The following is a 26330-nucleotide window of genomic DNA, read 5'->3' as shown; positions in this document are numbered from 1 at the left end:
ATCGGACTTACCTACCGGTAGCCTTCGACCATGCCTGAGTTCGTGACCCTCGAGTGCTCCGACGCTCATCCGGGGGTCGGCACCATCCTGCTGCACCGGCCGCCGATGAACGCGTTGAGCCGGCAGGTGCAGGCCGAACTGGCCGCCGCGGCCGAGGAGGCCACGGTCCGCGCCGACATCAAGGCCGTCGTCGTCTACGGCGGCCCGAAGATCCTGGCGGCCGGCGCGGACGTCAAGGAGATGCGGGACGTCGGCTACGCCGAGATGAGCCGGGTGGCGGGTCGCCTGCAGAGCGATCTCGGCGCGATCGCCGCCATCCCGAAGCCGACCGTCGCGGCCATCACCGGGTACGCGCTCGGCGGTGGCCTCGAAGTCGCGTTGGGTGCCGACCGACGGATCGCGGGCGACAACGCGAAGCTCGGGCTGCCCGAGGTCCTGCTCGGTCTCATCCCCGGCGGCGGCGGCACGCAGCGGCTGGCACGTCTCATCGGGCCGTCGAAGGCCAAGGATCTGATGTTCACCGGCCGCTTCGTCGACGCCGCGGAGGCACTGGCGATCGGACTCGTCGACGAGGTCGTCGCGCCGGACGAGGTCTACAACGCCGCGCTCGCCTGGGCCGGACAGTTCGACGGCGCCGCCTCGGTGGCGCTCGCCGCGATCAAGAAGGCCGTCGATCAGGGGCTCGGCGTCGACCTCGACACCGGGCTCAAGATCGAAGAGCAGTTGTTCGCCCCGCTGTTCGCGACCGAGGACCGCGCCATCGGTCTGACTTCGTTCCTCGAGAACGGCCCCGGGAAGGCGGAATTCGTCGGCCGCTGAGCCGTCGTCGCCGCGCACCCTTCCACCACAGCATCCCGTCACCACGCACACAGGAAGCGATCATGACCACCGACGCCACACCGGGCACCGATCCCGCTCCCAATCCGCACGCCACCGAGGAACAGGTCAAGGCGGCCCTCACCGACACCAAACTCGCCCAGGTGCTCTACCACGACTGGGAGGCCGAGACCTACGACGAGAAGTGGTCGATCAGCTTCGACGAACGCTGCATCGACTACGCGCGTGGCCGTTTCGACGCCGTGGCCACCGACGAGCCCCTGCCGTACGGCCGCGCGATGGAACTCGGTTGTGGCACCGGCTTCTTCCTGCTGAACCTGATGCAGTCGGGTGTCGCGTCGAAGGGGTCGGTCACCGACCTCTCGCCGGGGATGGTCAAGGTCGCCCTTCGCAATGCGGAGAACCTCGGTCTCGATGTCGACGGCCGGGTCGCCGACGCGGAGAAGATCCCGTACGACGACGACACCTTCGACCTCGTCGTCGGACATGCTGTGCTGCACCACATTCCCGATGTCGAGCAGGCGCTGCGCGAGGTGCTGCGGGTCCTCAAGCCCGGCGGGCGGTTCATCTTCGCGGGGGAACCGTCGACGATCGGCGACTTCTACGCACGCTGGATGAGTCGCGCGACGTGGTTCGCCACGACGAACGTCACCAAGTTCGGTCCGCTGCAGGGATGGCGGCGCCCGCAGGAGGAGCTCGACGAGTCCTCCCGCGCGGCCGCGCTCGAGGCCGTGGTCGACATCCACACCTTCGATCCCGACGAGCTCGCCGGTATCGCGCGCGCGGCCGGTGCGCAGAAGGTGGACACGGCCACCGAGGAACTGGCCGCCGCGATGCTCGGCTGGCCGGTCCGCACCTTCGAGGCCGCGGTGCCGCCGGAGAAGCTGGGGTGGGGCTGGGCGCGATTCGCCTTCGGTGGCTGGAAGCGGCTGACCTGGCTCGACGAGAACGTGCTGCGCAAGGTCGTACCCCCGAAGTTCTTCTACAACGTCGTGGTGACGGGGACGAAGCCGCAGTAGGCGGTTCCGTCGTCAGGCCATGGGCTACTCCTTCGATCTCGACGACGTCGCGTTCCTGCGGTCGCGGCACGGCGAGAAGGCGCTCGACACGGTGGCCGGCCTCGAGCTCACCCCGTCGACGATGCTGGCCGACATCACCGAGGTACGCAGCCGATACGCGCCCCACGACGCCGCGCTGATCGAGACGGTGCAGTGTCGTAGGCGCGCCCGCTCGAAGCTGCGCGATGCCGAGGCGCTCCTGCTCACCGACGACGCCCTGCAGCAGGCGACCGCGTCGGTGGTCGCCGCGCACCGTGCGGCCGAAATCGCGGCGCGGTTTCCGGAATCGGTGGTGCACGACCTGACCTGTTCGATCGGGGCGGAGTTGCGAGAGCTGGTGCGCGCCAACGGTATCTCGGGTGTCATCGGCAGCGACATCGACCGGGTCCGGCTCGCGATGGCGCGTTCCAACGTGCCGGAGGCGACGCTGCTGGTCGCGGACGCGCTCACCCCGACCTCGACCGCGGACGTGCTCCTCGCCGATCCCGCGCGGCGATCGGATGCGGGCCGCATCTTCCGGCTCGATCAGCTGACCCCACCGCTCTTCGAGCTGCTGACGACCTATCCCGGTCGCACGCTCATCGTGAAATGCGCTCCCGGACTGGACCATCAGATGTTGCGAAACCGCTATGGCTTCGACGGCGAGGTCCAGGTCACCTCACTCGACGGCGGCGTGCGCGAGGCGTGCCTGTGGACGGGTCCGGGTGTGGAGCCCGGCCGGCGGGCCACCGTGCTCCGCACCCGCGCCGACGGAACCCTCGCCGAGGTCGAGGTCACCGACCGCGAAGACGACGACGTGCCGACCGGTGAGGCGGGGGAGTGGATCGTCGACCCGGACGGGGCGATCGTGCGCGCCGGGCTGGTCAAGCACTACGCCCGCCGGTCCGGGCTCTGGCAACTCGACCCGCAGATCGCCTATCTCACGGGTGATTCCGTCCCCGACGGCGCCCGCGGGTTCCGGGTGATCGAGCAGACGGGGGTGACCGAGAAGGCGCTCCGGAAGGCGCTCACGGCGCTCGACTGCGGCCCCCTGGAAATCCTTGTCCGCGGACTCGACGTCGACCCCGACCGGCTGCGGAAGAAGCTCAAGCTCAAGGGCTCCCGGCCGTTGTCGGTGGTGCTGACCCGGATCGGGCGCAAGGGTGTCGCGTTCATCTGTGAGCCGGGTGTCCGGTTCTGAACCCAACCCGACCACGCAGAGTGCGGGATCTGTATCGGTTTCCAGTACGAATCCCGCACTCTACGAACACCTACCCGAGATCGGCCTTGCTGTCGAAGAAGTACACCTCGCCGAGATTGGTCGCGGTCGCGATCTGTCCGGAGTAGGACACCGAGACGCCGGTCGCGAAACCGCGTGAATCCGGCAGCGGCAGAGTCCGTTTCGTCGCGCCGTCGGTCGTGGACACCTCGACCAGGGACAGGGAGTCCCTGCCGGGATCGCGGGCGACCGTCCACGCGGTCTGCTGCTGGGTCAGCGCGGACAGGCTCACCGTCGCCAGATCGGTGCGCTGCCAGACCTGTTCGGCACCATCGCCCCGATCACGCAGCAGGGTCAGCGGGGCGCCGAGCGAACCGGTCGGGATGATCAGGCCGTCCGGGGAGACGGTCATCGTCGCGAATCCGTGGCCGCCGATGTCGTAGGTCCACCGCGTCGATCCGTCCTCGGCGTTCAGGGCGACGATCTTGCCGTCGCGCGAGAACGCATAGAGGGTCGCGCCGTCGGCCGAGAGCGTCGGGGTCCCGATGACGCCGCTGGGGACGTCGGCCTGCCACGCAGTCCGGACTTCGCGGTTCCCGGCAACGGCGCCGTACTTCATCGCGCGGATCTGCGACGTCGCTGCGCCCTGGGGAAAGAAGTTGAGGAAGAAGCGTTCTCGTTCGGTGTCGACGGCAGCGGGGGCGGGGATCGCGCACTGCGGCCCGTTGCTCACGCAGTCGCCGAAGCCGCGGAGCGGTTGCGCGGGGTCGGCGTCGTCGCGCAGTCTCACCTCAGGCGCGAGGAGTTCGTTGCGCTGGGTGTCGATCAGCAGGATCTGACCCTGTGTGGTGGCGACCAGCACCTCGTTCGGGGCCGCGAACTTCGCCGACAGCGGTACCCCGATCACGCCGGCTCGCCAGCGGATGGCGCCGCCGGCATTGAAGGCGAGGAAGGTCGTCTCCTCGCCGAGATAGGGCTGGTCGTACTGATCGACGAGCATCGCGTTGATCTCGACACCGGCCCGCATGTCCTTGCAGAAGTTCTTGCGTCCGGAGCGGCTGTCGAGCACGAGCACGTTGCATCCCTGCGCCGCATTCGACGTCACGCCCACGTTCCCCTTGCCGGAGATCGTCACCGGCGCGGTGACCGGGCCGCCGGTCGGCCGTGTCCAGCTCAGCGTGAGGTCCTCCGGCACATCGGCATACGCGAAGTTGGCGTTGCCCGGGACACCCCCGTAGCTGGGCCATCCGACGCTCGGTACGGAGCGGACGTCGATGTGACCGTCCGAGCAGGCGGCGAGCGCCATCGAGCACACGGCCGTCAGCGCGACGAGCGGGCGGGTCAGCGCGGATCGGCGGCGTCGGGACACCTGCGGTCGTGCCAAAGCCATCCTGCTCCTCGTCGTCGTGCCCTGTTCTGCATCGTGTCCAGGCGCCGGGCATGCCATCGAACGGCACCTTCCGCGCCAGCAGTGAGCCTATCGTGCGCGAAAATCGCGTCGATTAGGGTTTCTGGTCATGACCACCATGTGGAATGCGTCGTACCGGTCCCGCCGGCGCGCCGGCCGACGCCGCGACCCCGACCAGGCGCGTTTTCTCACGCTGGACTCGCTGCGCTGGATCAGACGCAACCGGGCGTACACGCCGTGGTACCTCGTGCGCTACTACCGCCTGGCGCGGTTTCGCCTCGCCAATCCGCACATCGTGCTGCGGGGCATGGTGTTCCTCGGGCGCAACGTCGAGATCCACGCGACGCCGGAACTCGCGCGCATGGAGATCGGTCGCTGGGTCCACATCGGCGACGGCAACTCCATCCGCTGCCATGAGGGCAGCCTCCGCATCGGCGACAAGACCGTCTTCGGCTGCAACAACGTGGTGAACTCCTACCTCGACCTCGAGATCGGCGGTTCCACCCTCATCGCCGACTGGTGCTACATCTGCGACTTCGACCACAAGATGGACGACATCACGCTGCCGATCAAAGACCAGGGCATCGTGAAGGGCCCGGTGCGCATCGGGCCGGACACGTGGGTCGCGGCCAAGGTGTCGGTGCTGCGCAACACCATCGTCGGGCGAGGATGCGTGCTGGGCTCGCACGCGGTGGTCAAGGGCGTCATCCCCGACTACGCCATCGCGGTCGGCGCCCCCGCTCGGGTGGTCAAGAACCGGATGGACGACTGGGCCTCGAACGCCGCCGAACGCGCCGAACTCGAACGCGCCCTCGCCGACATCGAACGGAAGAAGGCCGCGGCCGAGCGGGACCCTTCGTGACGCCCTCCGCAGGCTCCGGGCTCCTCAGGGAGCAGGGGGCTATGCCTGGCCCGGGTCCCGTTCTGGCAGCGGGCGTTCCGGGATGTCGGGCCGTCCGATCGCGTGCCGGACCCGACGCTTCGCGGCGAGGTGCACGCTCGCGGTGCGCTCGGCGACCTCGGCCCACGAGAACTCCGCGGTGAGTCGTGCCCGCGCCCGCAGTGCTCGTTGCGCGGCCGCGCCCGGATCGGACAGCGTGGCCCGGACCGCCGCGGCCAGACCGGCGACATCCGCGGGCTCGAACGTCAGCCCGGTGTCCGGCTCGCGAACCGCCTCACCCAGACCCCCGGCCGTGGACACGATCAAGGGCACGCCGGTTGCCGCCGCCTCCAGCGCCACGATTCCGAACGGCTCGTAGCGACTCGGCAGCACGATGGCGTCGCAGCGGTGCATCAGCGTCACCAGCTCGGTGTGGTCGACCGGGCCGACGAACCGCACCGCCTTACCGACCCGATGCCTGCGCGCCTGCTCCATCAGCCAGTCCCGCTGGGTGCCGTCACCGGCGATCGTCAGCGTCGTACCCGGATGGCTGCGCCGGATCGGGGGAGCGCCGCGAGCAGATCCTGCACGCCCTTCTCGTATTCGAGCCGCCCCGCGAACAGCAGCTCGGCCGGACCGCTCGTCCGAGCGCGTTCGGCGAACGGCCACGTACGGATGTCGATGCCGTTGTGGATCACCGTGATGTCGGCGGCGTCGTAGCCGAACAGTCGGTTCACCTCGTCGCGCATCGACGCCGAACACGTGATGAGAGCGTCGGATTCGGACACCAGCCACCACTCGACCGAATGCACCTGCCGGTTCGTCCGACCGCTCACCCAGCCGCTGTGCCGCCCGGCCTCCGTCGCGTGGATCGTGGAAACCAGTGGCACATCGAAGAACTCGGCCAGCGCGATGGCCGGGTGGGCGACCAGCCAATCATGCGCGTGCACGACCTCCGGCACCCACCCCCCGCCGTGCAGAATCCGAAGTCCCGCCCGCACGAAGGCATGCCCCATGGCCAGCGTCCAGGCCATCATGTCCTGCCCGAACTCGAACTCCGGCGGGTCCTCGGCGACGGCCATTACCCGGACACCTTCGACGACGGTGTCCGTCGTCGGATGAGTCACCGCATCGGTCCCCGACGGACGCCGGGTCAGCACGACCACGTCGTGCCCGGCGGCGGCCATCTCGGTGGCGAGGTGATGGACATGCCGGCCGAGTCCGCCCACCACCACCGGCGGGTACTCCCACGACACGAACAACACCTTCATCGGATTCCCCCTCGACACCGACCCGGTCGGCGGTCAGAGCCGTGTGCAGCCGGCGCGCATCGAGTGCGGGAAAGAGATTGTCGGCACGCGCCCAGGCGGCGGCGAGCGTCTCGGCTGCGTCGTCGCGGCCCCGCATCGCCGCGTCGCTGATCTCGCGGGTGGCATGCGCATGCGTGTGAGCTCGCGACACAGCGTACTGCGCCGCGGTGTCCTTCGACACCATGAACGGCCAGTCCGAGGACACGGTCAGCAGCGCCTCGCGCACGATCTGATCGGCGACCCGGCTGCGTGCACTTCCTTGTTGCCGCAGCTTGGCGATCGCGTCGAGCGCCGTCTCGGTGACCTCGGCGTTCAGGTCGACCAGGTGCTGCACGGCCGGGCCGTTCCACACCCGCCAGTCCTTACCCGACCCCCACGACGACCTGGGGAGGTCGATGGGCGCGCCGACGAGCCCGGCCTGCGTTGCGCCCGCGAGTGTCCCGACGGTGACCCCGACCTCGGGCAGACGTCGCAGCACCCGATCCAGCCAGACCGGGCCCTCATGCCACCAGTGCCCGAACAGTTCGGTGTCGAACGCGGCGACCACCAGCGCGGGCCGGCCGATCTGCGCGGACTCGTCGACCAGACGCTGCCGCACATGCGCGACGAAGTCCTCGACGTGCCGGTCGACCACCGCGTCGACGCGCGCCGGGTCGTAGGGCTTCTTGTCCTTTCCGGACACGGTCCGGCCGGTGACCCGGAATCGCTTGAGCCCGGTCTCGTGGTCATAGGTGTGGAAATCCCGATAGGCGCCATGACCCGGATAGCCCGACTTCGGCGACCAGACGCGATAGCTCACCGTCAGGTCACGTCCGTAGGCGACGACGGCGCTGTCGCCGACGGGGCGTCCCAGCGCGGTGTCGCCGTGCAAGGCGGGCCCGTCGACCATGAAGTGGCGCACGCCTGCGCGGTCGTACTCCGTTTCCATCCCCGGCGCGAAGGCGCACTCGGGTGCCCAGATCCCGGTCGGATCGAAACCCCACCGCGCATGGGCGTCCGCGAGCCCCTCGGTCAGCGAGAATCGGCGCAGTCGCGGGTCGAGCAGCGGTGCGAACGGGTGGGCCAGGGGGCCGCCCAGGATCTCGACGACGCCGGTCGAGGCCAGTCCGCGGATCAGTGGCGACGCGCCGTGACGCCATCGGGACGCAAAGGTGTCCAGCGCGCGTTGGGCGTCGAGGTACTCACGGCGGCCCGCCGCGGCTCGGTCGGCGTCGCGGGACATCGCTGCCTGCGTGGCCCGGAGCTGCCAGTCGGCGAGCCACTCGTACATCGAAGACGCACAGTGCGGATCGTCGAGCTGCGCGGCCAGCACCGGCGTGATCCCGAGGGAGAGCTGGTCGGTGAAACCGTCGGCGGCCAGCCGCTCGAGCATGTCGAACAGCGGCAGGTAGGACCCGGCCCACGACTGATACAGCCATTCCTCGCCGACCGGCCAACGGCCGTGATTGGCCAGCCACGGCAGATGCGAGTGCAGGACCAGCGTGAACTGGCCCGGGACGGGTTCGGTGCGGGTGGTCACCCCTCAGCCCCGCAACGCGACGGCGAACAGGTCGAGCGAGTCGTCGATGTCGTACACGCCGGAATCGACGACATCGAAGTCCGCGGCGACCACGCCGGCGACATCCGCGGCCAGCTCGTCCGGCCAGGGCTCGCCGGCGAGCGCACGCTCGATCTGGGCGTCGATGAGCGAACCGCCCCATTTGGTGTCCAGGGCGCGAAGGCGCGGTCCGTGGACGACTCCCCACATCGCGTCGATCACGAAACCGCCGTCGAGAAGCAGTTCGGTGAGTTCGGCCGCGTCGAGCTCACGGGTGTGGAACGGGTTGAGCGGTGTGTCGCGACCGGGGGAGAAGGTGATGCGGTTGGGCGTCGACATGAGCAGGACCCCGCCCGGACGCAGCACGCGGTGGCATTCGGCGACGAATCGCGGCTGATCCCAGAGGTGTTCGATGACCTGGAAGTTGACCACGATGTCGACCGAGGCGTCGGCGAGGGGGAGGTCGACGAGGTTGCCCTGGTGGACGACGAGCTGGGGATAGCGGCGTCGGGTGTGTTCGACCGCGGCGGCGTCGTAGTCGACGCAGACCACCGACGACGCCCCGGCGTCGGCGATCATCGCGGCGCCGTACCCCTCGCCGGAGCCGGCTTCGAGGACGTCGTGGCCCGCGCACCGGTCGGCGATGTGGCGGTAGGCGATCTCGTGGCGCCGGAACCAGTAGTTCTCGGCGGGAATCCCCGGGACCGTCCGCTCGCCGGTCAGCGCCAATTGCTGGTCGGTGTCGAGCGCCTCGAGACCAGTGGTTGCCGTCCCGCGCGACGATCCGAGGTCTGCGTCAGTCATCTGACAGAGAGTAGGGCATGCCCCGGGGACCGCCGGGGCCGTCGTACCGAGCGAGCGAACGGTAGCGTGCATTGTGTGAGGTAGTCGATGTTTAGTGGAAACATGGGAGACGCTAAAGTGGTGGGGACCCATGGCCTTACCCGCCGGTAAGTTGCCGAACCCGATGCAGGAGGTCGACGTAGACCCATGACAAACATTGTCGTACTGATCAAGCAGGTTCCCGACACATGGTCCGAGCGCAAGTTGTCCGACGACGACTACACCCTGGACCGTGAGGCCGCCGACGCCGTCCTGGACGAGATCAACGAGCGCGCCGTCGAGGAAGCGCTGAAGATCAAGGAGGCCGACGGCGGTGAGGTCACCATCCTGACGGCGGGTCCCGAGCGCGCCACCGACGCCATCCGCAAGGCCCTGTCCATGGGCGCCGACAAGGCGATCCACATCAAGGACGACCTCATGCACGGTTCGGACGCGGTCCAGACCGCCTACGTGCTGGCCCGGGCGCTCGGCACGGTCGAGGGTGTCGAGCTGGTCATCGCCGGCAACGAGGCCACCGACGGTCGCGTCGGCGCCATCCCGGCCATGATCGCCGAGTACCTCGAGCTCCCGCACCTGACCCACCTGCGCAAGCTGACCCTGGAGGGCGAGACCCTCAAGGGCGAGCGGGAGACCGACGACGGCATCTTCCACATCGAGGCCAGCCTGCCGGCCATCGTCAGCGTGAACGAGAAGATCAACGAACCGCGCTTCCCCTCCTTCAAGGGCATCATGGCCGCCAAGAAGAAGGAGGTCACCGTCCTGACCCTCGCCGAGATCGACGTCGAGGCAAGCGATGTGGGCCTGGAGAACGCCGGCTCGGTCGTGACGGCGAACACCCCGAAGCCGCCGAAGACCGCGGGCGAGCGCGTCACCGACGAAGGCGATGGCGGCACCAAGGTCGCCGAGTACCTGGTCGGCCAGAAGATCATCTGACCTTCTCCACGCAGACCACCGGCGAACCCCCAGACATTCAGGAGAAAACCACCATGGCAGAAGTACTCGTTCTCGTGGAACAGGACGCCGAAGGCGCCCTGAAGAAGGTCACCAGCGAGCTCATCACCGCCGCCCGCGCACTCGGCACCCCGTCGGCGGTCGTCGTCGGCAAGCCCGGCTCGGCCGACGGCATCCTCGACGGACTCAAGGAGGCCGGCGCGGAGAAGATCTACGTCGCCGAGTCCGACGATGCGGGTAGCTACCTCATCACCCCGCAGGTCGACGTGCTGGCCTCGATCGCCGAGACCGCCTCGCCGGCCGGCATCCTCGTCGCGGCCACCGCCGACGGCAAGGAGATCGCCGGCCGCTTGGCCGTGCGCCTCGGCTCGGGCGTCCTCGCCGACATCGTCGACGTCAAGGAAGGCGGCGTGGGCATCCACTCCATCTTCGGTGGCGCCTACACCGTCGACGCCCAGGCCAAGGGCGAGGTCCCGGTCTTCTCGATCCGCCCCGGCGGCGTCGAGGCCGCTCCGCAGGCCGGCGCCGGCGAGCGTGTCGACGTCGAGGTCCCGGCTCAGGAAGAGGGCGCGGTCAAGATCACCAAGGTCGAGCCGAACGTCGGCGGCGATCGTCCCGAACTGACCGAGGCGTCGATCGTCGTCTCGGGTGGTCGCGGTGTCGGCAGCGCCGAGAAGTTCTCCGTCGTCGAAGAACTCGCCGACGTGCTCGGTGCCGCCGTGGGCGCTTCGCGCGCGGCCGTCGACTCCGGTTACTACCCCGGTCAGTTCCAGGTCGGTCAGACCGGTAAGACCGTGTCGCCGCAGCTGTACGTCGCCCTGGGCATCTCGGGCGCCATCCAGCACCGCGCCGGCATGCAGACCTCGAAGACGATCGTGGCCGTCAACAAGGACGAAGAGGCCCCGATCTTCGAGATCGCCGACTACGGCGTCGTCGGAGATCTGTTCAACGTCGCGCCGCAACTGACCGAAGAGGTCAAGAAGCGCAAGTGATCATGAGCTGATCAACTGCAGAATCCGGTGACCCCCGACTCCCCGTCGGGGGTCACCGTGCGTTCGGGGGTCGTTCACCCGCAGGTGGCCGTGGCGAGGCCTGTTCATCCGGTGGCGGCCCGAGTTCATCGAACCCGCACCGACACGACACGCTGCGGTGGTTCTGCCGATGCCCGGTCTCGTTTCCATTCGAGTCATGAACGCCATGCAGTCGCCAGTCCGCACCAGCCATGTCGCGCGCGCTCGGTTCTCGCGGGCCGTGCCGACGACCCTGCTCACCGCAGGACCCATCCGGGTCCTCGTGTCCGACGATCCCGCCGACATCGTCGCCGCCCAGGAACTGCGGTATCGCGTCTTCGCCGACGAACCCGGCTTCTCCAACCGCATCGGTGACGCGGTCACCGGACGGGACGCCGACCGGTTCGACGCCTTCTGCGAGCACCTCATCGTCCGCCACGCCGACGACGGGGTCGTCGGGTGTGCGCGCCTGCTCTCCCCGGCGCGGGCGATCGCCGCCGGCGGCTGGTATTCGGCCACCGAGTTCGACCTCCGCGAGATGAACGACATCGTCTCCGCCACCGTCGAATTGGGTCGGGCGTGTGTCCACTCCGAGTACCGCGACGGGTCGGTCACCGCGCTGATGTGGGCGGCGCTGCTGCAGTACATGGACGACGCCGACCTGCGATACCTGATGGGCTGTGTGTCGGTGCCCCTGCACACGCCGGGTGAATGGCTGCCGGGGTCGTCGCTGCGCGCCCTGCGCGATCGTCTGCGGGACGACCACCAGGACCCCGAGCGACGCGCCCACCCGCTGGCACCGGCGCGCATCGGCGGACGCCTGCTCGACGACATCGTGCCGTCCGACACGGTCGCGATGCCGGCGCTGATGCGTGGATACCTCCGCCTCGGCGCCCGCATCTGTGGCGAGCCGGCGGTCGACGACGTCTTCGACGTCGCGGACTTCCTGACCCTGCTCGACCGCGAAGGGGCCAACAAGCGGTACCTCGACCGGCTGCGATCGAGTGCCCGACGGCTGGGTTCGGCCCGCGCGGATGCCACGCCGGAGCCCGGGGGCGCGGCACGATGACCGCCCTGCTGGTCGGTCCGGTCGGACCTCGCTCCGAGCGTCCCCGACGCGAACACGCCGCGTGTCCGCCTGCCCGCCCGGCCGGCGCGCTCGCGCACCCGTGGTTCCCGATCAGCACCTGTGGCGACGGTTGCATCGGTGCACCGCGGGCCGGGCGGTTCGACGCGGTCTTCGGCGCGACGATCGTCGCGTGGCGTCTGTGCCGACTCGTCGTGGTCGTGGTGTGGATCGTCTGGGCGGCGCTGACCACCGGGGCGGTGGCGCGGCTGCGTCGTCGTCCGCCGCGTCCCCTGCGTCGATCCGCGTCGGGTGCACTGCTGGCGGCCCTGGGCATCGCCGTCCGCGTCGAGGACCGGCGCGGTGGCCCGACCCGCGCCGGACTCGTGGTCGCCAATCACATCTCGTTCCTCGACGTCTTGGTGCTCGCGCTGATCAGCCCTGCTGACGTAGTGGCCAAATCCGATGTCGTCGGGATGCCGGTGGTGTCGTCCCTCGCGCGCCGGTTCGGCGTCATCGCCGTCGATCGCGGCACGCTCCGCGGTCTGCCGGGGACGGTCGGCGACGTGGCCGGGCGGCTGCACCGCGACTCGTCGGTGATCGTGTTCCCCGAGGGCACCACGTACTGCGGCCGCTCGGCCGGTGCATTCCGACCGGCGTTCTTCCAGGCCGCGATCGATGCGGACGTGCCGGTCGTGCCGGTGAGGTTGCGTTTCGTCGGCAGCGATGGGACCACTGCGACGGCACCGAGTTTCATCGGCGCCGACACCCCGGCCGACACGCTGCGACGGGTCCTGCGGGCGCGTGGTCTCGTCGTCACGATGGTCATCCACCCGCCCGAGGAACCCGGCGCAGATCGTCGCGAGCTGGCGCGTCGGTGTGAGCGCGTCGTGGCGGGGCGATTCCCGGGCGCGGAAAGTGACATCACCCGTTCCCTGATATAGGTTTCTCCGGTAGCCGTCCGCAGCTCTGCGGACGATCAACCGCGTACCTCCAGGAGGCCGACGATGACGTCCACTCAGACCCGAGAAGCCGCGCGCGCCAAGTTCTTCGAACTCCGCGACGTCGACGGCCGGGTCGACGACGCCGACCTAGACACCGTGTGGGCCGGGCTGTCGCCGCTGCGGCCCGAGGAGATGCTCGGCGCATGGAAGGGCGGCGAGTTCACCACCGGGCACGCCATCAACGGCGCGCTCGCCAAGGCCAACTGGTTCGGCAAGACGTTCACCTCACGCAGCGACGTCCAACCGCTGGTGTGCCGCGACGAGAACGGCAACCTCTACTCCAACACCACACTCGGCAAGGGCGAGGCCAGCCTGTGGGCGATCGAGTTCCGCGGCGAGATCACCGCATCGATGATCTACGACGGTCAGCCGGTCATCGACCACTTCAAGCGCGTCGACGACACCACGGTGATGGGGATCATGAACGGCAAAGGCGGAGTCATCGACGGCCGTCACTTGTACTTCTACCTCGAGCGGGTCTGAGACGGGCTGTCGTTCCGCGTCCGATCGCGGAATTTGTCGGCGACCTACGCGCGTTTATCCTTGCTAGCGATGCCCGTGCCAAGCCGACCGCCCGTGAAGGCGCCTGTCTACCTCGATCACGCCGCTTCGACGCAGATGCTGCCCGAAGCCGTCGAGGCGATGACGGCCGTCTTCGCGCAGCCGGGTAACGCCTCGTCGCTGCACGGATCCGGTCGCACCGCACGTCGTCGGCTCGAGGAGGCCCGCGAGGCCATCGCCGCGGCGGTCGGTGCCCGGCCCTCCGAGGTCGTCTTCACCGGCGGCGGCACCGAGGCCGACAACCTGGCGGTCAAGGGGATCTACTGGGCACAGCGGAACGCCGACCCCCGCCGTCGCCGGATCATCACCTCGGCGATCGAACATCACGCCGTCCTCGACCCCGCGCAGTGGCTGGCCGAGCAGGCCGGCGCCGAGCTCGTCCTGCTCCCGGTCGACGCCGACGGTGTCGTCTCGCCCGCCGACCTGCGCGCGGAGCTCGAGGAGCACGCCGCCGAGACCGCTCTCATCTCGCTGATGTGGGCCAACAACGAGGTCGGCACGATCCAACCGATCGCCGAGCTCGCCGCGGTCGGGTCCGAATTCGGCGTCCCGGTGCATTCCGACGCGATCCAGGCCGTCGGCCATCTGCCGGTGGACTTCGCCGCGAGCGGCCTCTCGGCGCTCAGCCTGACCGCCCACAAGTTCGGCGGGCCGCAGGGTGTCGGCGCCCTGCTGCTGGGTCGCGATGTCGGGTGTGTGCCGCTGCTGCACGGCGGCGGCCACGAACGCGACGTGCGCTCGGGAACCCAGGACGTCGCCGGTGCGGCCGGCATGGCCGCCGCACTGTCGTGGTGCGTCGAGCACCTCGACGAGAACACCGCGCACGTCCGCGCCCTGCAGACCCGGCTGACCGACATTCTCCTCGGCGTCGACGGAACGGTGCGCAACGGTGCCGACGGCGATCGTCGCCTCCCGGGGAACGTGCACGTGTCGTTCGCCGGTTGCGAGGGTGACTCGCTGCTCATGCTTCTCGACGCCAAGGGCGTCGAGTGTTCCACCGGATCGGCCTGCACCGCCGGGGTCGCCCAGGCCAGCCATGTCCTCCTGGCGATGGGTCTGGACATGGCCGACGCGCGGTCGTCGCTGCGGTTCTCCCTCGGCCACACCACCACCGAGGCCGACATCGACGCGGTCGCCGCAGTCATCGACGAGGTCGTCGACCGGGCGCGGGCGGCCGGACTGGTCTCGGTCCCCGGCGGAAGGATCTCCTGATGCGCGTATTGGCAGCGATGAGCGGCGGCGTCGACTCGGCGGTCGCCGCGGCCCGGGCGGTCGAGGCCGGTCACGAGGTGGTCGGAGTTCACCTGGCGTTGTCGACGGCTCCGGGTGCGCTGCGCACCGGTTCGCGCGGATGCTGCTCGCGCGAGGACGCCTCCGACGCCCGCCGGGCCGCCGATGTCCTCGGAATCCCGTTCTACGTCTGGGATTTCGCCGACCGGTTCAAGGACGATGTGATCGACGAGTTCGTCGAGGCCTACGCCGCCGGACGCACCCCGAACCCGTGTCTGACGTGCAATGAGAAGATCAAGTTCGCGGCCCTCGCCGACAAGGCGATGGCGCTCGGCTTCGACGCGCTGGCCACCGGTCACTACGCGCAGCTGACCGACGGCGAGTTGCGACGAGCGGTCGACGCCGACAAGGACCAGTCGTACGTGCTGGCCGTGCTGACGCGTGATCAGCTGTCGCGGGCGATGTTCCCGATCGGTGACACCCCGAAGTCCGAGATCCGGGCCGAGGCGGCCCGGCGCGGCCTGGCCGTCGCGGACAAGCCGGACTCCCACGACATCTGCTTCATCCCGAGCGGTGACACCCGCGCGTTCCTCGGAGCCCGCATCGGTGTCCGGCCGGGCGCGATCGTGGACGCGACGTCGGGCGAGCGCCTCGCCGAGCACGACGGGGTCCACGGTTTCACCATCGGGCAGCGCAAGGGCCTGGGGGTCGAGGCGCCGGCCGCCGACGGCAAGCCCCGCTACGTCACCGAGATCGACCCGGATTCGGGAACGGTGACTGTCGGGACGGCAGCCGATCTGCAGGTCTGGGGCATCACCGCGACGCGCGCGGTCTGGACCTCCGGGGTCACTCCGGACGAACCCTTCGACGCGATGGTGCAGGTGCGAGCCCACGGCGGGCTCGCGCCGGTGCGCGCGACCGCCACCACGATCGACGGTGAACCCGCCATCGACATCGCGCTGCAGGAGCCGCTCACCGGCGTCGCCCGCGGTCAGGCCGCGGTGCTGTACCTGCCCGATGCCCGACGCGGCGACCAGGTCGTCGGGTGCGGACGCATCGCCACCACCTCATCGCAGCCGACTGTCGTCGCATCTCGGTGACCGGAGCGGCACTGCCCACCGGAGTGGGCACCGGCGTGGGGTCGATGCCCGGCACCGACGCACGTGCGGCCGCCGCGGTGGTGAACGGGGAACTCGATCTCGCCCACCTCGTCGAACTGCCCGCGCGAGGTATCGGTGCGGATCTGATCGGCCGGATGGCGGCGATCCTCGTCGACCTGCCGATGGACACCGCGACATGGGGTTACCGGCTGGCGCAACGCCACTCCCGCCTGGCCCGACGCGCCGCGGACCTGCTTGCCGAGGACCTCGACGTCGTCGAGGAACTCTGGGAGACAGCGGGTTTCATCGGTACCGGCCGCATCTTCAAGGTGCAGGTGGCCGGTCCGTTCACCACCTCGGCATCTGTCGAGCTGACGAACGGGCAACGAGTCCTGAAAGACCACGGAGCCGTCCGCGACATCGTCGAGTCGACGGCGGAGGGTGTGCGCGAGCACGTCGCCGAGGTGGAACGCCGACTTGGTGCGCGCGTGGTGGTCCAGATCGACGAGCCGATGGTCGGCCAGGTCATCGACGGCACGGTGAAGCCACTGACCCGCTTCGACCCCATCCGGGCGATACCGGCGGTCGAGGTGGCTCGCGCACTCACCGATCTCGTCGACCACGTCGGCGTCCCGGTGGTCTTGCACGATTGCGGCACACCGCGGTGGGACCTCCTCGAACATCTTCCCGGGGTTGCGTATTCGATCGACATCACCACACCGTCGGCGACCGATCTCGACGGGATCGGGATGCTCGTCGACCGCGGCGGCGTCCTGCTCGCAGGTCGTGTGCCGTCGACCGCGCCCGATCGTCCGCTGGCCGCCGAACACGTGGCGACCGAACTCGCCGCGCTGACCGACCGCATCGGGCTGGACCGCAAAGTGTTGTCGGACAACGTGATCGTGACGCCGACCTGTGGTCTGGCCGGGGCATCGACGAAGTGGGCCAAGACGGCGCTGGCGATCACCGCGGAGGCCGGTCAGCTGCTCGGCAGCGATCCCTCCGCGCTCTGAAAACCCCTGCGGGTCCGACGTCGCGGACCTATTCTCGTCGGTATGCCGCACCCGATCATGTTCGACGACGCGGATCCCTATCTGGGCCGCATACGGGAGATCGCGCTCGCGCTGCCCGACGCAACCGAGGTCGTCGCGCACGGTCGCCCGACCTTTCGCTGCGGCAAGATGTTCGGCAACTACGGCGGTGGCGTCAAGGGCAGCAAGGTGCGTCACGATCAATCGATCCTGGTCCTCGCCGACGACTCCGAGCGGCCCGCGCTGCTGGACGATCCGCGGTTCTTCCTGCCGGCCTACCTCGGGCCGGCCGGCTGGGTGGGGCTGATCCTCGACGCCGAGACCGACTGGGACGAGGTCGCCGAACTCCTCGACACGAGTTACCGCCAGATCGCACCCAAACGGTCGGTGGCGAAGCTCGGTCCGTTGTGATCGTCGGCGCGGAAACTCCCGCGGTCCCGTCTCCGTCCCGCTGATCGGATCCGATCAGCGGGGAAGCAGTACCGCGCGAATGAGGCATCGGTTGACGAGCTGGGTCTGTCCCACCACTCCGATACCCTCGGAACGTGGCAGATACAACGGAGTCGGGTCAGCCGGTCACCGAGCAGTCGGGGCCGGAGGCGGACCTGCGTGAGGAGTGGACCGCGCTCGCCGAGGAGATCCGCGAGCACCAGTTCCGCTACTACGTGAAGGACGCGCCGGTCATCACCGACGGCGAGTTCGATCTGCTCCTCCGACGCCTGCAGGCGCTCGAGGACGCGCACCCCGAACTCGCGGCCGCCGACTCACCCACCAAGCTCGTCGGGGGCGGCTTCTCCACGGCGTTCTCCGCGGTGGACCACCTCGAGCGAATGATGTCGCTGGACAACGTCTTCGACCACGACGAGATGCGCGCCTGGGTCGACCGCGTGGTCGCCGACGCCGGCGCCCGGGCCGACTTCCTCTGCGAGCTCAAGATCGACGGCGTGGCCCTGGCGCTGGTCTACCGGAACGGGGTTCTCGAGCGAGGTGTCACCCGTGGCGACGGACGCACCGGTGAGGACGTCTCTCTGAACGCGCGCACCATCGATGACATCCCGATGCGCCTGACCGAGTCCGCGGAGTACGCGATTCCCGAGGTCCTCGAGGTCCGTGGCGAGGTCTTCTTCCGGGTGGAGGACTTCGAGGCGCTCAACGCCTCGCTCGTGGCGGAGGGCAAGCCGCCGTTCGCGAATCCGCGCAACTCGGCCGCCGGCTCGCTGCGGCAGAAGAATCCGCAGGTCACGGCCCGTCGCAAGCTGCGGATGATCTGTCACGGGATCGGGCACACGGAGGGCTGGCGACCGGAGTCGTTGCACGACGCCTACCTGGCGCTCGGGGCCTGGGGTCTGCCGGTGTCGACCCACACCACCAAGGTGTCCGGCGCCGACGAGATCATCGACAAGATCGCCTACTGGGGCGAGCACCGTCACGACGTCGAGCACGAGATCGACGGCATCGTGGTCAAGGTCGACGACGTGACCGTGCAGCGCCGCCTCGGTTCCACCTCGCGGGCGCCGCGGTGGGCGATCGCCTACAAGTACCCGCCCGAGGAAGCCACCACCAAACTCTCCGACATCCAGGTCAACGTCGGACGCACGGGCCGGGTCACACCCTTCGCAGTTCTCGAACCCGTGCTCGTCGCCGGGTCCACGGTCTCGCGCGCGACCCTGCACAACGGTTCGGAGGTCAAGCGCAAGGGTGTGCTGATCGGTGACACCGTCACCATCCGCAAGGCGGGGGACGTGATCCCCGAAGTCCTCGGGCCGGTCGTCGATCTCCGCGACGGCACCGAGGTGGAGTTCGAGATGCCCGAACTGTGCCCGGCCTGCGAGACGCCGCTGCGGCCGGAGAAGGAGAGCGACGCCGACCTCCGCTGTCCGAACCAGGAGAGTTGTCCGGCTCAGTTGCGCGAGCGGCTCTTCCACCTGGCCGGTCGGGGTTCTTTCGACATCGAGGCGCTAGGCTACGAGGCCGCGTCGGCCCTGCTGTCGGCGGGGGTGCTCACCAACGAGGGTGACCTCTTCTCGCTGACGGCCGAGGACCTGATCCGCACGGATCTGTTCACCACCAAGGCGGGGGCGCTCTCGGCCAACGGCAAGCGGTTGCTGGCGAACCTCGACAAGGCCAAGGACGTGGCGCTGTGGCGCGTGCTGGTCGGGCTGTCGATCCGCCATGTCGGGCCCACCGCCGCCCGCGCCCTCGCCACCGAATTCGGTTCCCTCGAGGCCATCGAGGCCGCCGACATCGACCAGCTCGCCGGCGTAGAGGGGTTGGGAATGACCCTCGCCCAGTCGATCCACGACTGGTTCACCGTCGACTGGCATCGAGACATCGTCGAGAAGTGGCGCGCCGCAGGCGTTTCCATGGAAGACGAGCGCGACGAGTCGATCCCGCGGACCCTCGAGGGCAAGACGATCGTCGTGACGGGTTCGCTGGTGGACTTCTCCCGTGACGGGGCCAAGGAGGCGATCCTGCAACGCGGCGGCAAGGCGTCGGGTTCGGTGTCGAAGAAGACCGACTACGTGGTGGTGGGGGATTCGCCGGGCACCAAGGCCGACAAGGCCGAACAGCTCGGCGTGCCGGTGCTCGACGAGGACGCGTTCAAGAAGTTGCTGGAGACCGGCAGCCCCGAGTGACCGTCGATCAGCCCAGAGCGGACTCGAACGCGCGGAAGGCACGCTGGTCGAAAAGGACGAAACGGACCTCCTCGATCGAGGTCTCCGGCAGCGTGGCACGCACCGTGTCGACCGCTTTGCGGGCGCCGTCGTTCATCGGCCAGCCGTAGACGCCGGTCGAGATCGCCGGGAAGGCGATGGTGGTGGCACCGAGTTCGGTTGCGACGCGCAGTGACTCGCGGTAGCAGGAGACGAGCAGGGATGAGCGGTCCTCGTCGTAGGAGTGCACCGGTCCGACCGTGTGGATGACCCAACGTGCGTCGAGGTCTCCCGCCGTGGTGGCCACGGCCTCGCCGACAGGTAGTCCACGTTCGTAGGTGCCCGCCCGCAGCTCCTTGCACTCGGCGAGGATCGCCGGGCCGCCCCGCCGGTGGATCGCGCCGTCGACACCGCCGCCGCCCAGCAGTGTGGAGTTCGCGGCATTCACGATCGCGTCGACCGACTGTGTCGTGATGTCGCCCTGTATCAACGTGATGGACGTCATCAGACCATGATGCCTCCGGATCGACCGGCTGTGGCTAACTCTCGGCGCGCAGCACGGTACTGACGATCCCGGCGAGATAACCGAGTCGGGCGACCTCCGACGGCCGGAAGTCCGGTCCGCCGATGCGTCCGAGCAGGATCGCCCTCGACTCCGATCCCAGGGGAGCCGCCGCGAGACGGGTGTCCATGTCCTGCCAGGCACCGGGCACCCAGTCGCCGTCGGCGTCCAGCTCGACGGCTCTCTCGAGCGGTAGCCAGTCCGCCCTGGTCAGCGGGGTCTCCGGGGCGCCGGACGAGCCGAAGAGCTGCAGCACGCCGCCGCTGGCCGGTGTGACCACCATCGCCCAAGAGACGCGCAGGACGCGGGGCGCGTTGTCCACCAGGATCTGCAACCGGTCACGTCCGGCAGTGGCCACCTGATCGACCAACTCGAGTTCACGATGGGTGTCCAGCACGCCCGAGTAGGGGCGGATCGAGTCGACACGGACGCCGTTGACCTTCTCGGCCGCGGTGATCAGGCTGTCGGGCAGCGCCCCGGGCGCCACCTCGACGACGAGGTCGTCCACGGCGTAACCGTTGCCGCGCTCGACGACCTCGAGGGACAGGATGTCTGCGCCGACCGAGCCGAGCTGCACGGCGAGCACGCCGAGGCTGCCCGGCCGGTCTTCGAGATAGACCCGCAACAGGTAGGACACGTGCGACATTCTCGCACCCACGCGCGGGCGGCGCGCAGTGCACGGCTGCCAACCGGTGGCTGGGGGAAGCGGTCGTCGCGGGTTCCCATAGTCTGGAGACGTCGCCCAGACGCCGACACGACATCGGTCGACGACACGGCGGGGACGACGAGACCCGAACGAACAGTGATGGAAGGAAGGACGCTGCGGTGGCTGGCGAACCGAAGTCCATATCGCGCAACGAAGTCGCGCATCTGGCGCGTCTGTCGCGCCTGGCGTTGAGCGAGGACGAACTCGATGTCTACGCCGAGCAGCTGGACTCGATCCTGACCCACGTCGCGTCGGTGTCGGAAGTGGCCGCCGACGACGTGCCCGGCACGGCCCACCCGGCCGAACTGGCGAATGTGCTGCGCCCCGATGTCGTCGTCCCGGGTCTGACGACCGACGCCGCGCTGTCCGGTGCACCGGCCGTCGAGCAGGACCGTTTCGCGGTTCCGCAGATCCTGGGAGAAGAGCAGTGAGTCCCGATTCCAGCGCCGCCGCGCCGCGTCCCGACGGTGATCTGACCGGATTGTCCGCCGCCGAACTCGCCACCCGGATCGGTGCCCGCGAGGTCAGCTCGGTGGAGGTCACCCAGGCCCACCTCGACCGCATCGCCGAGATCGACGACCAACTCGGCGCGTTCCTCCACGTCAGTGGCGCCGAAGCGCTGGTCGCCGCGAAGGCCGCCGACGACGCGATCGCCGCCGGGGACGCCCCGTCGGCCCTCGCGGGTGTACCGATCGCCCTCAAGGACGTCTTCACCACCACCGACGCACCCACCACGTGCGGCTCCAAGATTCTCGAGGGTTGGGTTCCGCCCTACGACGCCACGGTCACCGCACGCCTGCGCGCCGCGGGCATCCCGATCCTGGGCAAGACCAACATGGACGAGTTCGCGATGGGCAGCTCGACCGAGAACTCCGCCTACCAGCTCACCCGGAACCCGTGGGATCCCAGCAAGATCCCGGGTGGTTCGGGGGGTGGCAGCGCCGCCGCGCTGGCCTCGTACCAGGCCCCGCTGGCGATCGGTACCGACACCGGGGGCTCGATCCGGCAGCCGGCCGCGGTCACCGCGACGGTCGGCGTCAAGCCCACGTACGGCACGGTCTCGCGCTACGGGCTCGTGGCGTGCGCCTCGTCGCTCGACCAGGGCGGCCCGTGTGGCCGTACCGTCCTCGACACCGCGATGCTGCACGAGATCATCGCCGGGCACGACCCGCGGGACTCGACCTCGATCGATGTGCCGGTGCCCGACGTCGTCTCGGCGGCCCGCGAAGGGGCCGAGCGGGATCTCGCCGGCGTCCGGATCGGTGTCGTCACCGAACTGCAGGGCGAGGGTTACCAGTCCGGCGTGCTCGACTCCTTCCACCAGGCCGTCAAGCTCCTCGAGGAGCGCGGCGCCGAGGTGGTCGAGGTCAGCTGCCCGCACTTCACCTACGCGCTGGGCGCCTATTACCTCATCCTCCCGTCGGAGGTGTCGTCGAACCTCGCGCGGTTCGACGCGATGCGCTACGGACTGCGGGTCGGCGACGACGGCTCGCATTCGGCCGATGAGGTCATGGCTCTGTCCCGGGAGCAGGGATTCGGTCCAGAGGTCAAGCGCCGCATCATGATCGGGACCTACGCGTTGTCCTCGGGCTACTACGACGCCTACTACGGTCAGGCGCAGAAGGTGCGCACCCTGATCGCGCGTGACTTCGCCACCGCCTTCGAGAAGGTCGACGTGCTCATCTCGCCGACCACGCCGACCACCGCGTTCCCGATCGGGGAGAAGGTCGACGACCCGCTCGCGATGTACCTGTTCGACCTGTGCACGCTGCCGGTGAACCTCGCCGGCATCGGATCGATGTCGGTGCCGTCGGGGCTGTCGGTCGACGACGGCATGCCCGTCGGGCTGCAGATCATGGCGCCCGCCCTGGCCGACGACCGGCTGTACCGCGTGGGAGCGTCGTACGAAGCGGCTCGGGGGCCGATCGTCTGACGACCGGGGCGGCGTGCCGTCCTCGGTGCACGCCGTCGCGGGGCTGTCAGTTCCGCATCGGCTGCGGCGGTCCGGACTGTTCCGACCCGTACCGGTGGCCGACCCCGGCCGCACCGTCGAGTGCGCCGAGAAGGTCGATGCTTGTCTGTACGAAACTGACCACGGGTAGCCACGGCGCCGACGGGACCCGCGGACCGCGGATGTGGGTGTCCTCGGTCGCGCGGTGCGGCCTCCACAGTCCGGCGGGTGACCAGCGCACGACGGGGTCGCTGGAATTGGCGAGAACCGTTCGCGAGGTGCGGGAATCCGGAGCGACGGTGCCCGCCGGCGGCGCGACCAGCACGGTCTCGTCGAGCAGAGCGGGGCGCTCGTTCTCCAGCCATACCCGGGCGGCGTCGGCGCCCACGGCACCGAGACTCTGCCCGTAGAGGATCACCCGCGGACGTTCGCGGTCGGGAACACCGTCGAGGACGCCCGCCAGTGCCGACACCACCGCGATCGCCGAGTCCGCCGATCGGGAGCGGTCGGACACGAAGGCCTGCCACGACGGCACGTCGTCGTAGGGGAGTGCGAGAACCCGGACGTCGCCGGCGAACCGGCTCTCGAAACCGTCGACCGCTGCCGGGTCGATCCATCCCGATCCGGTCGGCACCGCGACCACGACCGCCCGCGTCGACAGTCCGCCCGAACGCGTCCACGTCCGCACGAGTTGTGCAGCGGCGCGGTCGAATCCATCGGTGCTCAGCTCCCCGCGGGCCAGGACGTCCGAATGCGTCGCCACCGTCGTCGACGACGCCGGCACCGGCTGTTCGTCGGCGCCGGCGTCGGCGGGTGCCAGCAGTCCCGCAGTGAGGGCGACTGCGCCGGCCGCGAGCAGAGCGCAGCTGCGCGGGACGGCGACGATCGCCAGGACGAGGACGGCCGGCGGGATCGTGGCCGCCGCGCCCCACCCGAGCCCGACGGGGGCGACGTCGACCGCCGCACGGATGAGGTTCTGCCACCAGACCGCCACGCCGACCGCGCATCCGAGGATCACCAGGCAAGAGCAGAACACGACGCGCCGTGCCTGGTCGTCCGGCTGTCGCCGGCTGCGCCGGGCGACGATCATCCCGATGATCGCACCCAGGGCGCCGAATGCCGCTGTCACGATCGCGGTCGTCGTCGCGTCCCGGGGCAGCGTGCCCGGATAGACCGCCATGAGGTAACCGAGGGTCACCGCGACACTGATCGTGGGATGCGGCCACGATCGGAACGGGCCGTCACGCAGCCAACGGGCGTCTCGGTACTTCGTCATCGCCGCACCTCGCGCTCGTCGGGATCGACCAGGGCGCGCTCGACGGTCGTGCGGACCAAGGCCGACAACGACTCGCCCCGGGCCGGGGGACCGCCGTACTGCCGCCACGTGTTCCACGCCAACCCGATCCGAGCGCCATGCGTGGCAGTCGTGCAGGCAGCTGTCCGGCAGGAGGCGTACATCCGGTCGATCAGCATGCGGTCCAGCGCGATCCGGGCCCAGGCGCCGAGCGGTTTGCCGTTTCGCTGCGCCGCCCGCAACAGGTCGTAGCCGAGATCGTGGGTGCGGCACAGGGACGTGAAGTGTTGCGGCAACGGGACTGGCGACGAGCAGTCTCCATCCGGGTCGATCGGGTATCCGTCGACGATCCGCGGGGAGTACCCCTGCGCCACGACGAAGGACGGCGGAAGGGACGCCAGTGCGGTGGCCGGGTGCGGTCCCACGAGGGCGACGACCACGGCCGCGTAGGGATTGGTCGCATCGGCCGCCGGCGCCGTCACCGCCGGGCTCGATGCTGCGAGGAGAGGGCCCGCGACGGCGTGTGCCGTCGAGACCCACTGGCCGGTGACGAGTACGGCCAGGGTGAGCATCGCCGCCCACCACCGCGACCGTCGTCGGCGAGTGGTTGCGGAGAGATCGCGGTGCTGGTGTAAGACGTTGTCCGACGGAAGCTTTCGGATGTTCTCTGATCCGGTCATGTCATCGACGCTATGAGTCCGGATCCGGCCGGCACATCGCTCCGCGGGACCGGCCGCGGTCGTCCCCAGGCCGGTTCGTCGACGCCGAAACGCTACGACGGTATCGGGTCGTCTCCCTCGGAAGTATGAGGTCTTCGAGCGGTCGGCGAGCCTAGGGTGAGGGCATGTTCGGATACCGCAAGAAGCTCCGCGCGGTGGGGGCGTCCTCACTCGAATGGGCCTCGACCGCCCCGGTGGCCCAGGACCCCGCGGTGCGCCACTACTTCTCGTCGCGCCTCAACTGGTTCTTTCTGTTCGTCGCACTGGTCATGTACTCGGTTGCGTGGCCGACGCTGCCGATCACCCACTCGATGCCGGTGTTCGTGCTACCCGTGGTCGCTGCCTTCGCGGCCCTGCCGATCGCCCTCGCGTGGTCGGCCCCGTTGCTGGGGTGGGCGATCTCGGTGGTCTCCGCCCAACTCATCGGCATCGTCGTCCCGACCCGGGGCGGGTGGGAGCTGACGATCCAGGTCACCCACCTGATCGAACTGCTGGTCCTCACGTTCATGGCCTTCCTCAAGTGCCCGCTGCGATGGATTCCGGTGGTCTGGGTCTCGACGTCGATCGTCATCGCCTTCGCCGTGCAACCGACCGCGCGCGTCGGGTGGGTCTTCGGGATCTCGGTGCTCGCGGTCGTGGTCGCGTTGCTGCGCGGACTGATGGCTTCGCGCCGGCAGTTGGCGGTGCGCACCGAGCAGACCGAGGCCGCCGAAGCCGAGGCAGCCGTACTCCAGGAGCGGGCGCGAATCGCCCGGGACCTGCACGATGTGGTCGCGCACCGGATGTCGATGGTGGTGGTGATGTCACAGACCGCCAGATATCGCCTGCCGGATGTGAGCCCTTCTGCCGCAGCGGAATTCGACGCCATTGCGGAGGCGGCACGTACGTCCCTCGACGAGGTCCGGCAGTTGCTCGGGGTCCTGCGCGTCGAGGGTGCGGATGCTTCGGCGGCACCCAATCCCGGATTGGCCGAACTCGATTCGCTGATCACCGAGACACGCCGCGCGGGTGCCGAGGTCGTGCTGGACCTGGCCATCGACGCCGACGACGTCGGTGAATCGGCCGCGCTGGTGATCTATCGGATCGTGCAGGAGTCGCTGGCCAATGCCACCCGGCACGCCCCCGGCGGGCGTGTGGACGTCGAGGTGACGCACGGGGAGGGCGATCTCGTCGACGTCGCCGTGGTCAACACGGCCGCGACCGCTGAACCATTGCAGATCGGTGGGAGCGGAGTGGGTATCCCTGGGATGATCGATCGCGCTCAGGCGGTGGGTGGTTCGCTGGTCGCCGTGCCGACCCCGACCGGCGGATTCGCGGTGCGGGCTCGCATCCCGGCGACGCCGCGGCGGGACGTGCTCGTCCCCGAGTCGGTCGTGACCTCCACGGGTTCCGGTGAACCGTCGTCACGACGACGGTAGCG

The 26330-nt window shown here is 69.4% G+C and carries 24 protein-coding genes and 2 pseudogenes; 17 read left to right on the top strand and 9 right to left on the bottom strand.

What is annotated here, in order from left to right; all coding sequences use genetic code 11:
• The first annotated feature begins 30 nt into the window (after window positions 1-30).
• From MVF96_RS16280 to MVF96_RS16270, 3 genes are all read left to right on the top strand, one after another.
• Window positions 31-819 (top strand): enoyl-CoA hydratase/isomerase family protein, encoded by a 789-nt coding sequence (locus MVF96_RS16280; RefSeq protein WP_058252172.1) that lies wholly within the window; start codon window positions 31-33, stop codon window positions 817-819.
• 62 nt (window positions 820-881) lie between these two features.
• Window positions 882-1856, top strand: coding sequence for a class I SAM-dependent methyltransferase (locus MVF96_RS16275; protein WP_247449695.1), 975 nt, complete (start codon window positions 882-884; stop codon window positions 1854-1856).
• A gap of 19 nt (window positions 1857-1875) precedes the next feature.
• Entirely contained in the window at window positions 1876-3075 is a 1200-nt protein-coding gene (locus MVF96_RS16270) for a class I SAM-dependent methyltransferase (protein ID WP_247449694.1), read from the top strand.
• Window positions 3076-3145: 70 nt separating this feature from the next.
• On the opposite strand, the gene MVF96_RS16265 is transcribed toward MVF96_RS16270, so the two are convergent.
• A complete protein-coding gene (locus MVF96_RS16265) occupies window positions 3146-4483 on the bottom strand; it encodes an outer membrane protein assembly factor BamB family protein (protein WP_247449693.1) in 1338 nt (445 codons plus the stop codon).
• A 127-nt stretch (window positions 4484-4610) separates the two neighbouring features.
• Between MVF96_RS16265 and MVF96_RS16260 the strand changes: the two genes are divergently transcribed.
• Window positions 4611-5363: an acyltransferase gene (locus tag MVF96_RS16260; protein ID WP_065632672.1), complete on the top strand. Its 753-nt coding sequence runs from the start codon at window positions 4611-4613 to the stop codon at window positions 5361-5363.
• A 39-nt stretch (window positions 5364-5402) separates the two neighbouring features.
• On the opposite strand, the gene MVF96_RS24590 is transcribed toward MVF96_RS16260, so the two are convergent.
• From MVF96_RS24590 to MVF96_RS16245, 4 genes and pseudogenes are all read right to left on the bottom strand, one after another.
• Window positions 5403-6050 carry a glycosyltransferase family 4 protein gene (locus tag MVF96_RS24590; RefSeq protein WP_336276195.1) on the bottom strand — a complete coding sequence of 216 codons (648 nt, stop codon included), beginning with the start codon at window positions 6048-6050 and terminating at the stop codon, window positions 5403-5405.
• Between the two features lie 65 nt (window positions 6051-6115).
• A pseudogene (locus MVF96_RS24585) lies at window positions 6116-6652 on the bottom strand (glycogen/starch synthase); the annotation flags it as partial.
• A gap of 7 nt (window positions 6653-6659) precedes the next feature.
• Window positions 6660-8210: pseudogene (locus MVF96_RS16250) on the bottom strand (1,4-alpha-glucan branching protein domain-containing protein); the annotation flags it as partial.
• Between the two features lie 3 nt (window positions 8211-8213).
• Window positions 8214-9032, bottom strand: coding sequence for a class I SAM-dependent methyltransferase (locus tag MVF96_RS16245; protein ID WP_068970698.1), 819 nt, complete (start codon window positions 9030-9032; stop codon window positions 8214-8216).
• A 186-nt stretch (window positions 9033-9218) separates the two neighbouring features.
• Here MVF96_RS16245 and MVF96_RS16240 point away from each other — a divergent pair, with 186 nt between their 5' ends.
• The 10 genes from MVF96_RS16240 (at window position 9219) to ligA (ending at window position 19660) form a co-directional block, all read left to right on the top strand.
• Window positions 9219-10004 carry an electron transfer flavoprotein subunit beta/FixA family protein gene (locus MVF96_RS16240; protein WP_247449692.1) on the top strand — a complete coding sequence of 262 codons (786 nt, stop codon included), beginning with the start codon at window positions 9219-9221 and terminating at the stop codon, window positions 10002-10004.
• A gap of 53 nt (window positions 10005-10057) precedes the next feature.
• Entirely contained in the window at window positions 10058-11014 is a 957-nt protein-coding gene (locus MVF96_RS16235) for an electron transfer flavoprotein subunit alpha/FixB family protein (RefSeq protein WP_068970697.1), read from the top strand.
• 100 nt (window positions 11015-11114) lie between these two features.
• Entirely contained in the window at window positions 11115-12101 is a 987-nt protein-coding gene (locus MVF96_RS16230; protein ID WP_159371951.1) for a GNAT family N-acetyltransferase, read from the top strand.
• The gene (locus MVF96_RS16225) at window positions 12098-13042 is read left to right on the top strand and encodes a lysophospholipid acyltransferase family protein (RefSeq protein WP_247449691.1); all 945 of its coding nucleotides are present in this window, start codon (window positions 12098-12100) and stop codon (window positions 13040-13042) included. The genes MVF96_RS16230 and MVF96_RS16225 overlap by 4 nt, the downstream gene beginning before the upstream one ends.
• 63 nt (window positions 13043-13105) lie before the next feature.
• Window positions 13106-13585, top strand: a complete 480-nt coding sequence (locus tag MVF96_RS16220) for a DUF4334 domain-containing protein (RefSeq protein WP_247449689.1) — start codon at window positions 13106-13108, stop codon at window positions 13583-13585.
• 69 nt (window positions 13586-13654) lie between these two features.
• Window positions 13655-14875: a cysteine desulfurase family protein gene (locus tag MVF96_RS16215; RefSeq protein WP_175401208.1), complete on the top strand. Its 1221-nt coding sequence runs from the start codon at window positions 13655-13657 to the stop codon at window positions 14873-14875.
• The gene (gene mnmA / locus MVF96_RS16210) at window positions 14875-15993 is read left to right on the top strand and encodes a tRNA 2-thiouridine(34) synthase MnmA (RefSeq protein WP_065632681.1); all 1119 of its coding nucleotides are present in this window, start codon (window positions 14875-14877) and stop codon (window positions 15991-15993) included. The genes MVF96_RS16215 and mnmA overlap by 1 nt, the downstream gene beginning before the upstream one ends.
• A complete protein-coding gene (locus MVF96_RS16205; protein WP_247452125.1) occupies window positions 15990-17006 on the top strand; it encodes a uroporphyrinogen decarboxylase/cobalamine-independent methonine synthase family protein in 1017 nt (338 codons plus the stop codon). Before mnmA ends, MVF96_RS16205 begins: the two co-directional genes overlap by 4 nt.
• A 42-nt stretch (window positions 17007-17048) precedes the next feature.
• Window positions 17049-17435 (top strand): MmcQ/YjbR family DNA-binding protein, encoded by a 387-nt coding sequence (locus MVF96_RS16200; RefSeq protein WP_065632683.1) that lies wholly within the window; start codon window positions 17049-17051, stop codon window positions 17433-17435.
• Between the two features lie 134 nt (window positions 17436-17569).
• On the top strand, window positions 17570-19660 hold the full coding sequence (gene ligA / locus MVF96_RS16195; RefSeq protein WP_247449688.1) for an NAD-dependent DNA ligase LigA: 2091 nt from the start codon (window positions 17570-17572) through the stop codon (window positions 19658-19660).
• Window positions 19661-19667: 7 nt separating this feature from the next.
• Here the strand turns inward: ligA and MVF96_RS16190 are convergent, their stop codons facing one another.
• Together MVF96_RS16190 and MVF96_RS16185 are read right to left on the bottom strand one after the other, a co-directional pair.
• Complete coding sequence (locus tag MVF96_RS16190) at window positions 19668-20183, bottom strand: O-acetyl-ADP-ribose deacetylase (RefSeq protein ID WP_068971731.1); 516 nt, start codon at window positions 20181-20183, stop codon at window positions 19668-19670.
• A 34-nt stretch (window positions 20184-20217) separates the two neighbouring features.
• Entirely contained in the window at window positions 20218-20886 is a 669-nt protein-coding gene (locus MVF96_RS16185) for an ACT domain-containing protein (RefSeq protein ID WP_058252155.1), read from the bottom strand.
• Window positions 20887-21065: 179 nt separating this feature from the next.
• Between MVF96_RS16185 and gatC the strand changes: the two genes are divergently transcribed.
• Entirely contained in the window at window positions 21066-21377 is a 312-nt protein-coding gene (gene gatC / locus MVF96_RS16180) for an Asp-tRNA(Asn)/Glu-tRNA(Gln) amidotransferase subunit GatC (RefSeq protein WP_065632687.1), read from the top strand.
• Window positions 21374-22879: an Asp-tRNA(Asn)/Glu-tRNA(Gln) amidotransferase subunit GatA gene (gene gatA, locus MVF96_RS16175; RefSeq protein ID WP_137809006.1), complete on the top strand. Its 1506-nt coding sequence runs from the start codon at window positions 21374-21376 to the stop codon at window positions 22877-22879. The genes gatC and gatA overlap by 4 nt, the downstream gene beginning before the upstream one ends.
• Before the next feature lie 46 nt (window positions 22880-22925).
• Here the strand turns inward: gatA and MVF96_RS16170 are convergent, their stop codons facing one another.
• Window positions 22926-24173 carry an alpha/beta-hydrolase family protein gene (locus tag MVF96_RS16170; protein ID WP_247449687.1) on the bottom strand — a complete coding sequence of 416 codons (1248 nt, stop codon included), beginning with the start codon at window positions 24171-24173 and terminating at the stop codon, window positions 22926-22928.
• Window positions 24170-24871, bottom strand: coding sequence for a hypothetical protein (locus tag MVF96_RS16165; RefSeq protein WP_223258986.1), 702 nt, complete (start codon window positions 24869-24871; stop codon window positions 24170-24172). The genes MVF96_RS16170 and MVF96_RS16165 overlap by 4 nt, the downstream gene beginning before the upstream one ends.
• A gap of 164 nt (window positions 24872-25035) precedes the next feature.
• Here MVF96_RS16165 and MVF96_RS16160 point away from each other — a divergent pair, with 164 nt between their 5' ends.
• Window positions 25036-26328 carry a sensor histidine kinase gene (locus MVF96_RS16160; RefSeq protein WP_247449685.1) on the top strand — a complete coding sequence of 431 codons (1293 nt, stop codon included), beginning with the start codon at window positions 25036-25038 and terminating at the stop codon, window positions 26326-26328.
• Window positions 26329-26330 lie beyond the last annotated feature (2 nt).

It is taken from the genome of Gordonia hongkongensis (genome assembly GCF_023078355.1).
Taxonomy (GTDB): Bacteria; Actinomycetota; Actinomycetes; order Mycobacteriales; family Mycobacteriaceae; genus Gordonia; species Gordonia hongkongensis.
The sequence above is the reverse complement of the archived record's forward strand: the minus strand, read 5'-3'. Positions and strand labels throughout refer to the sequence as shown.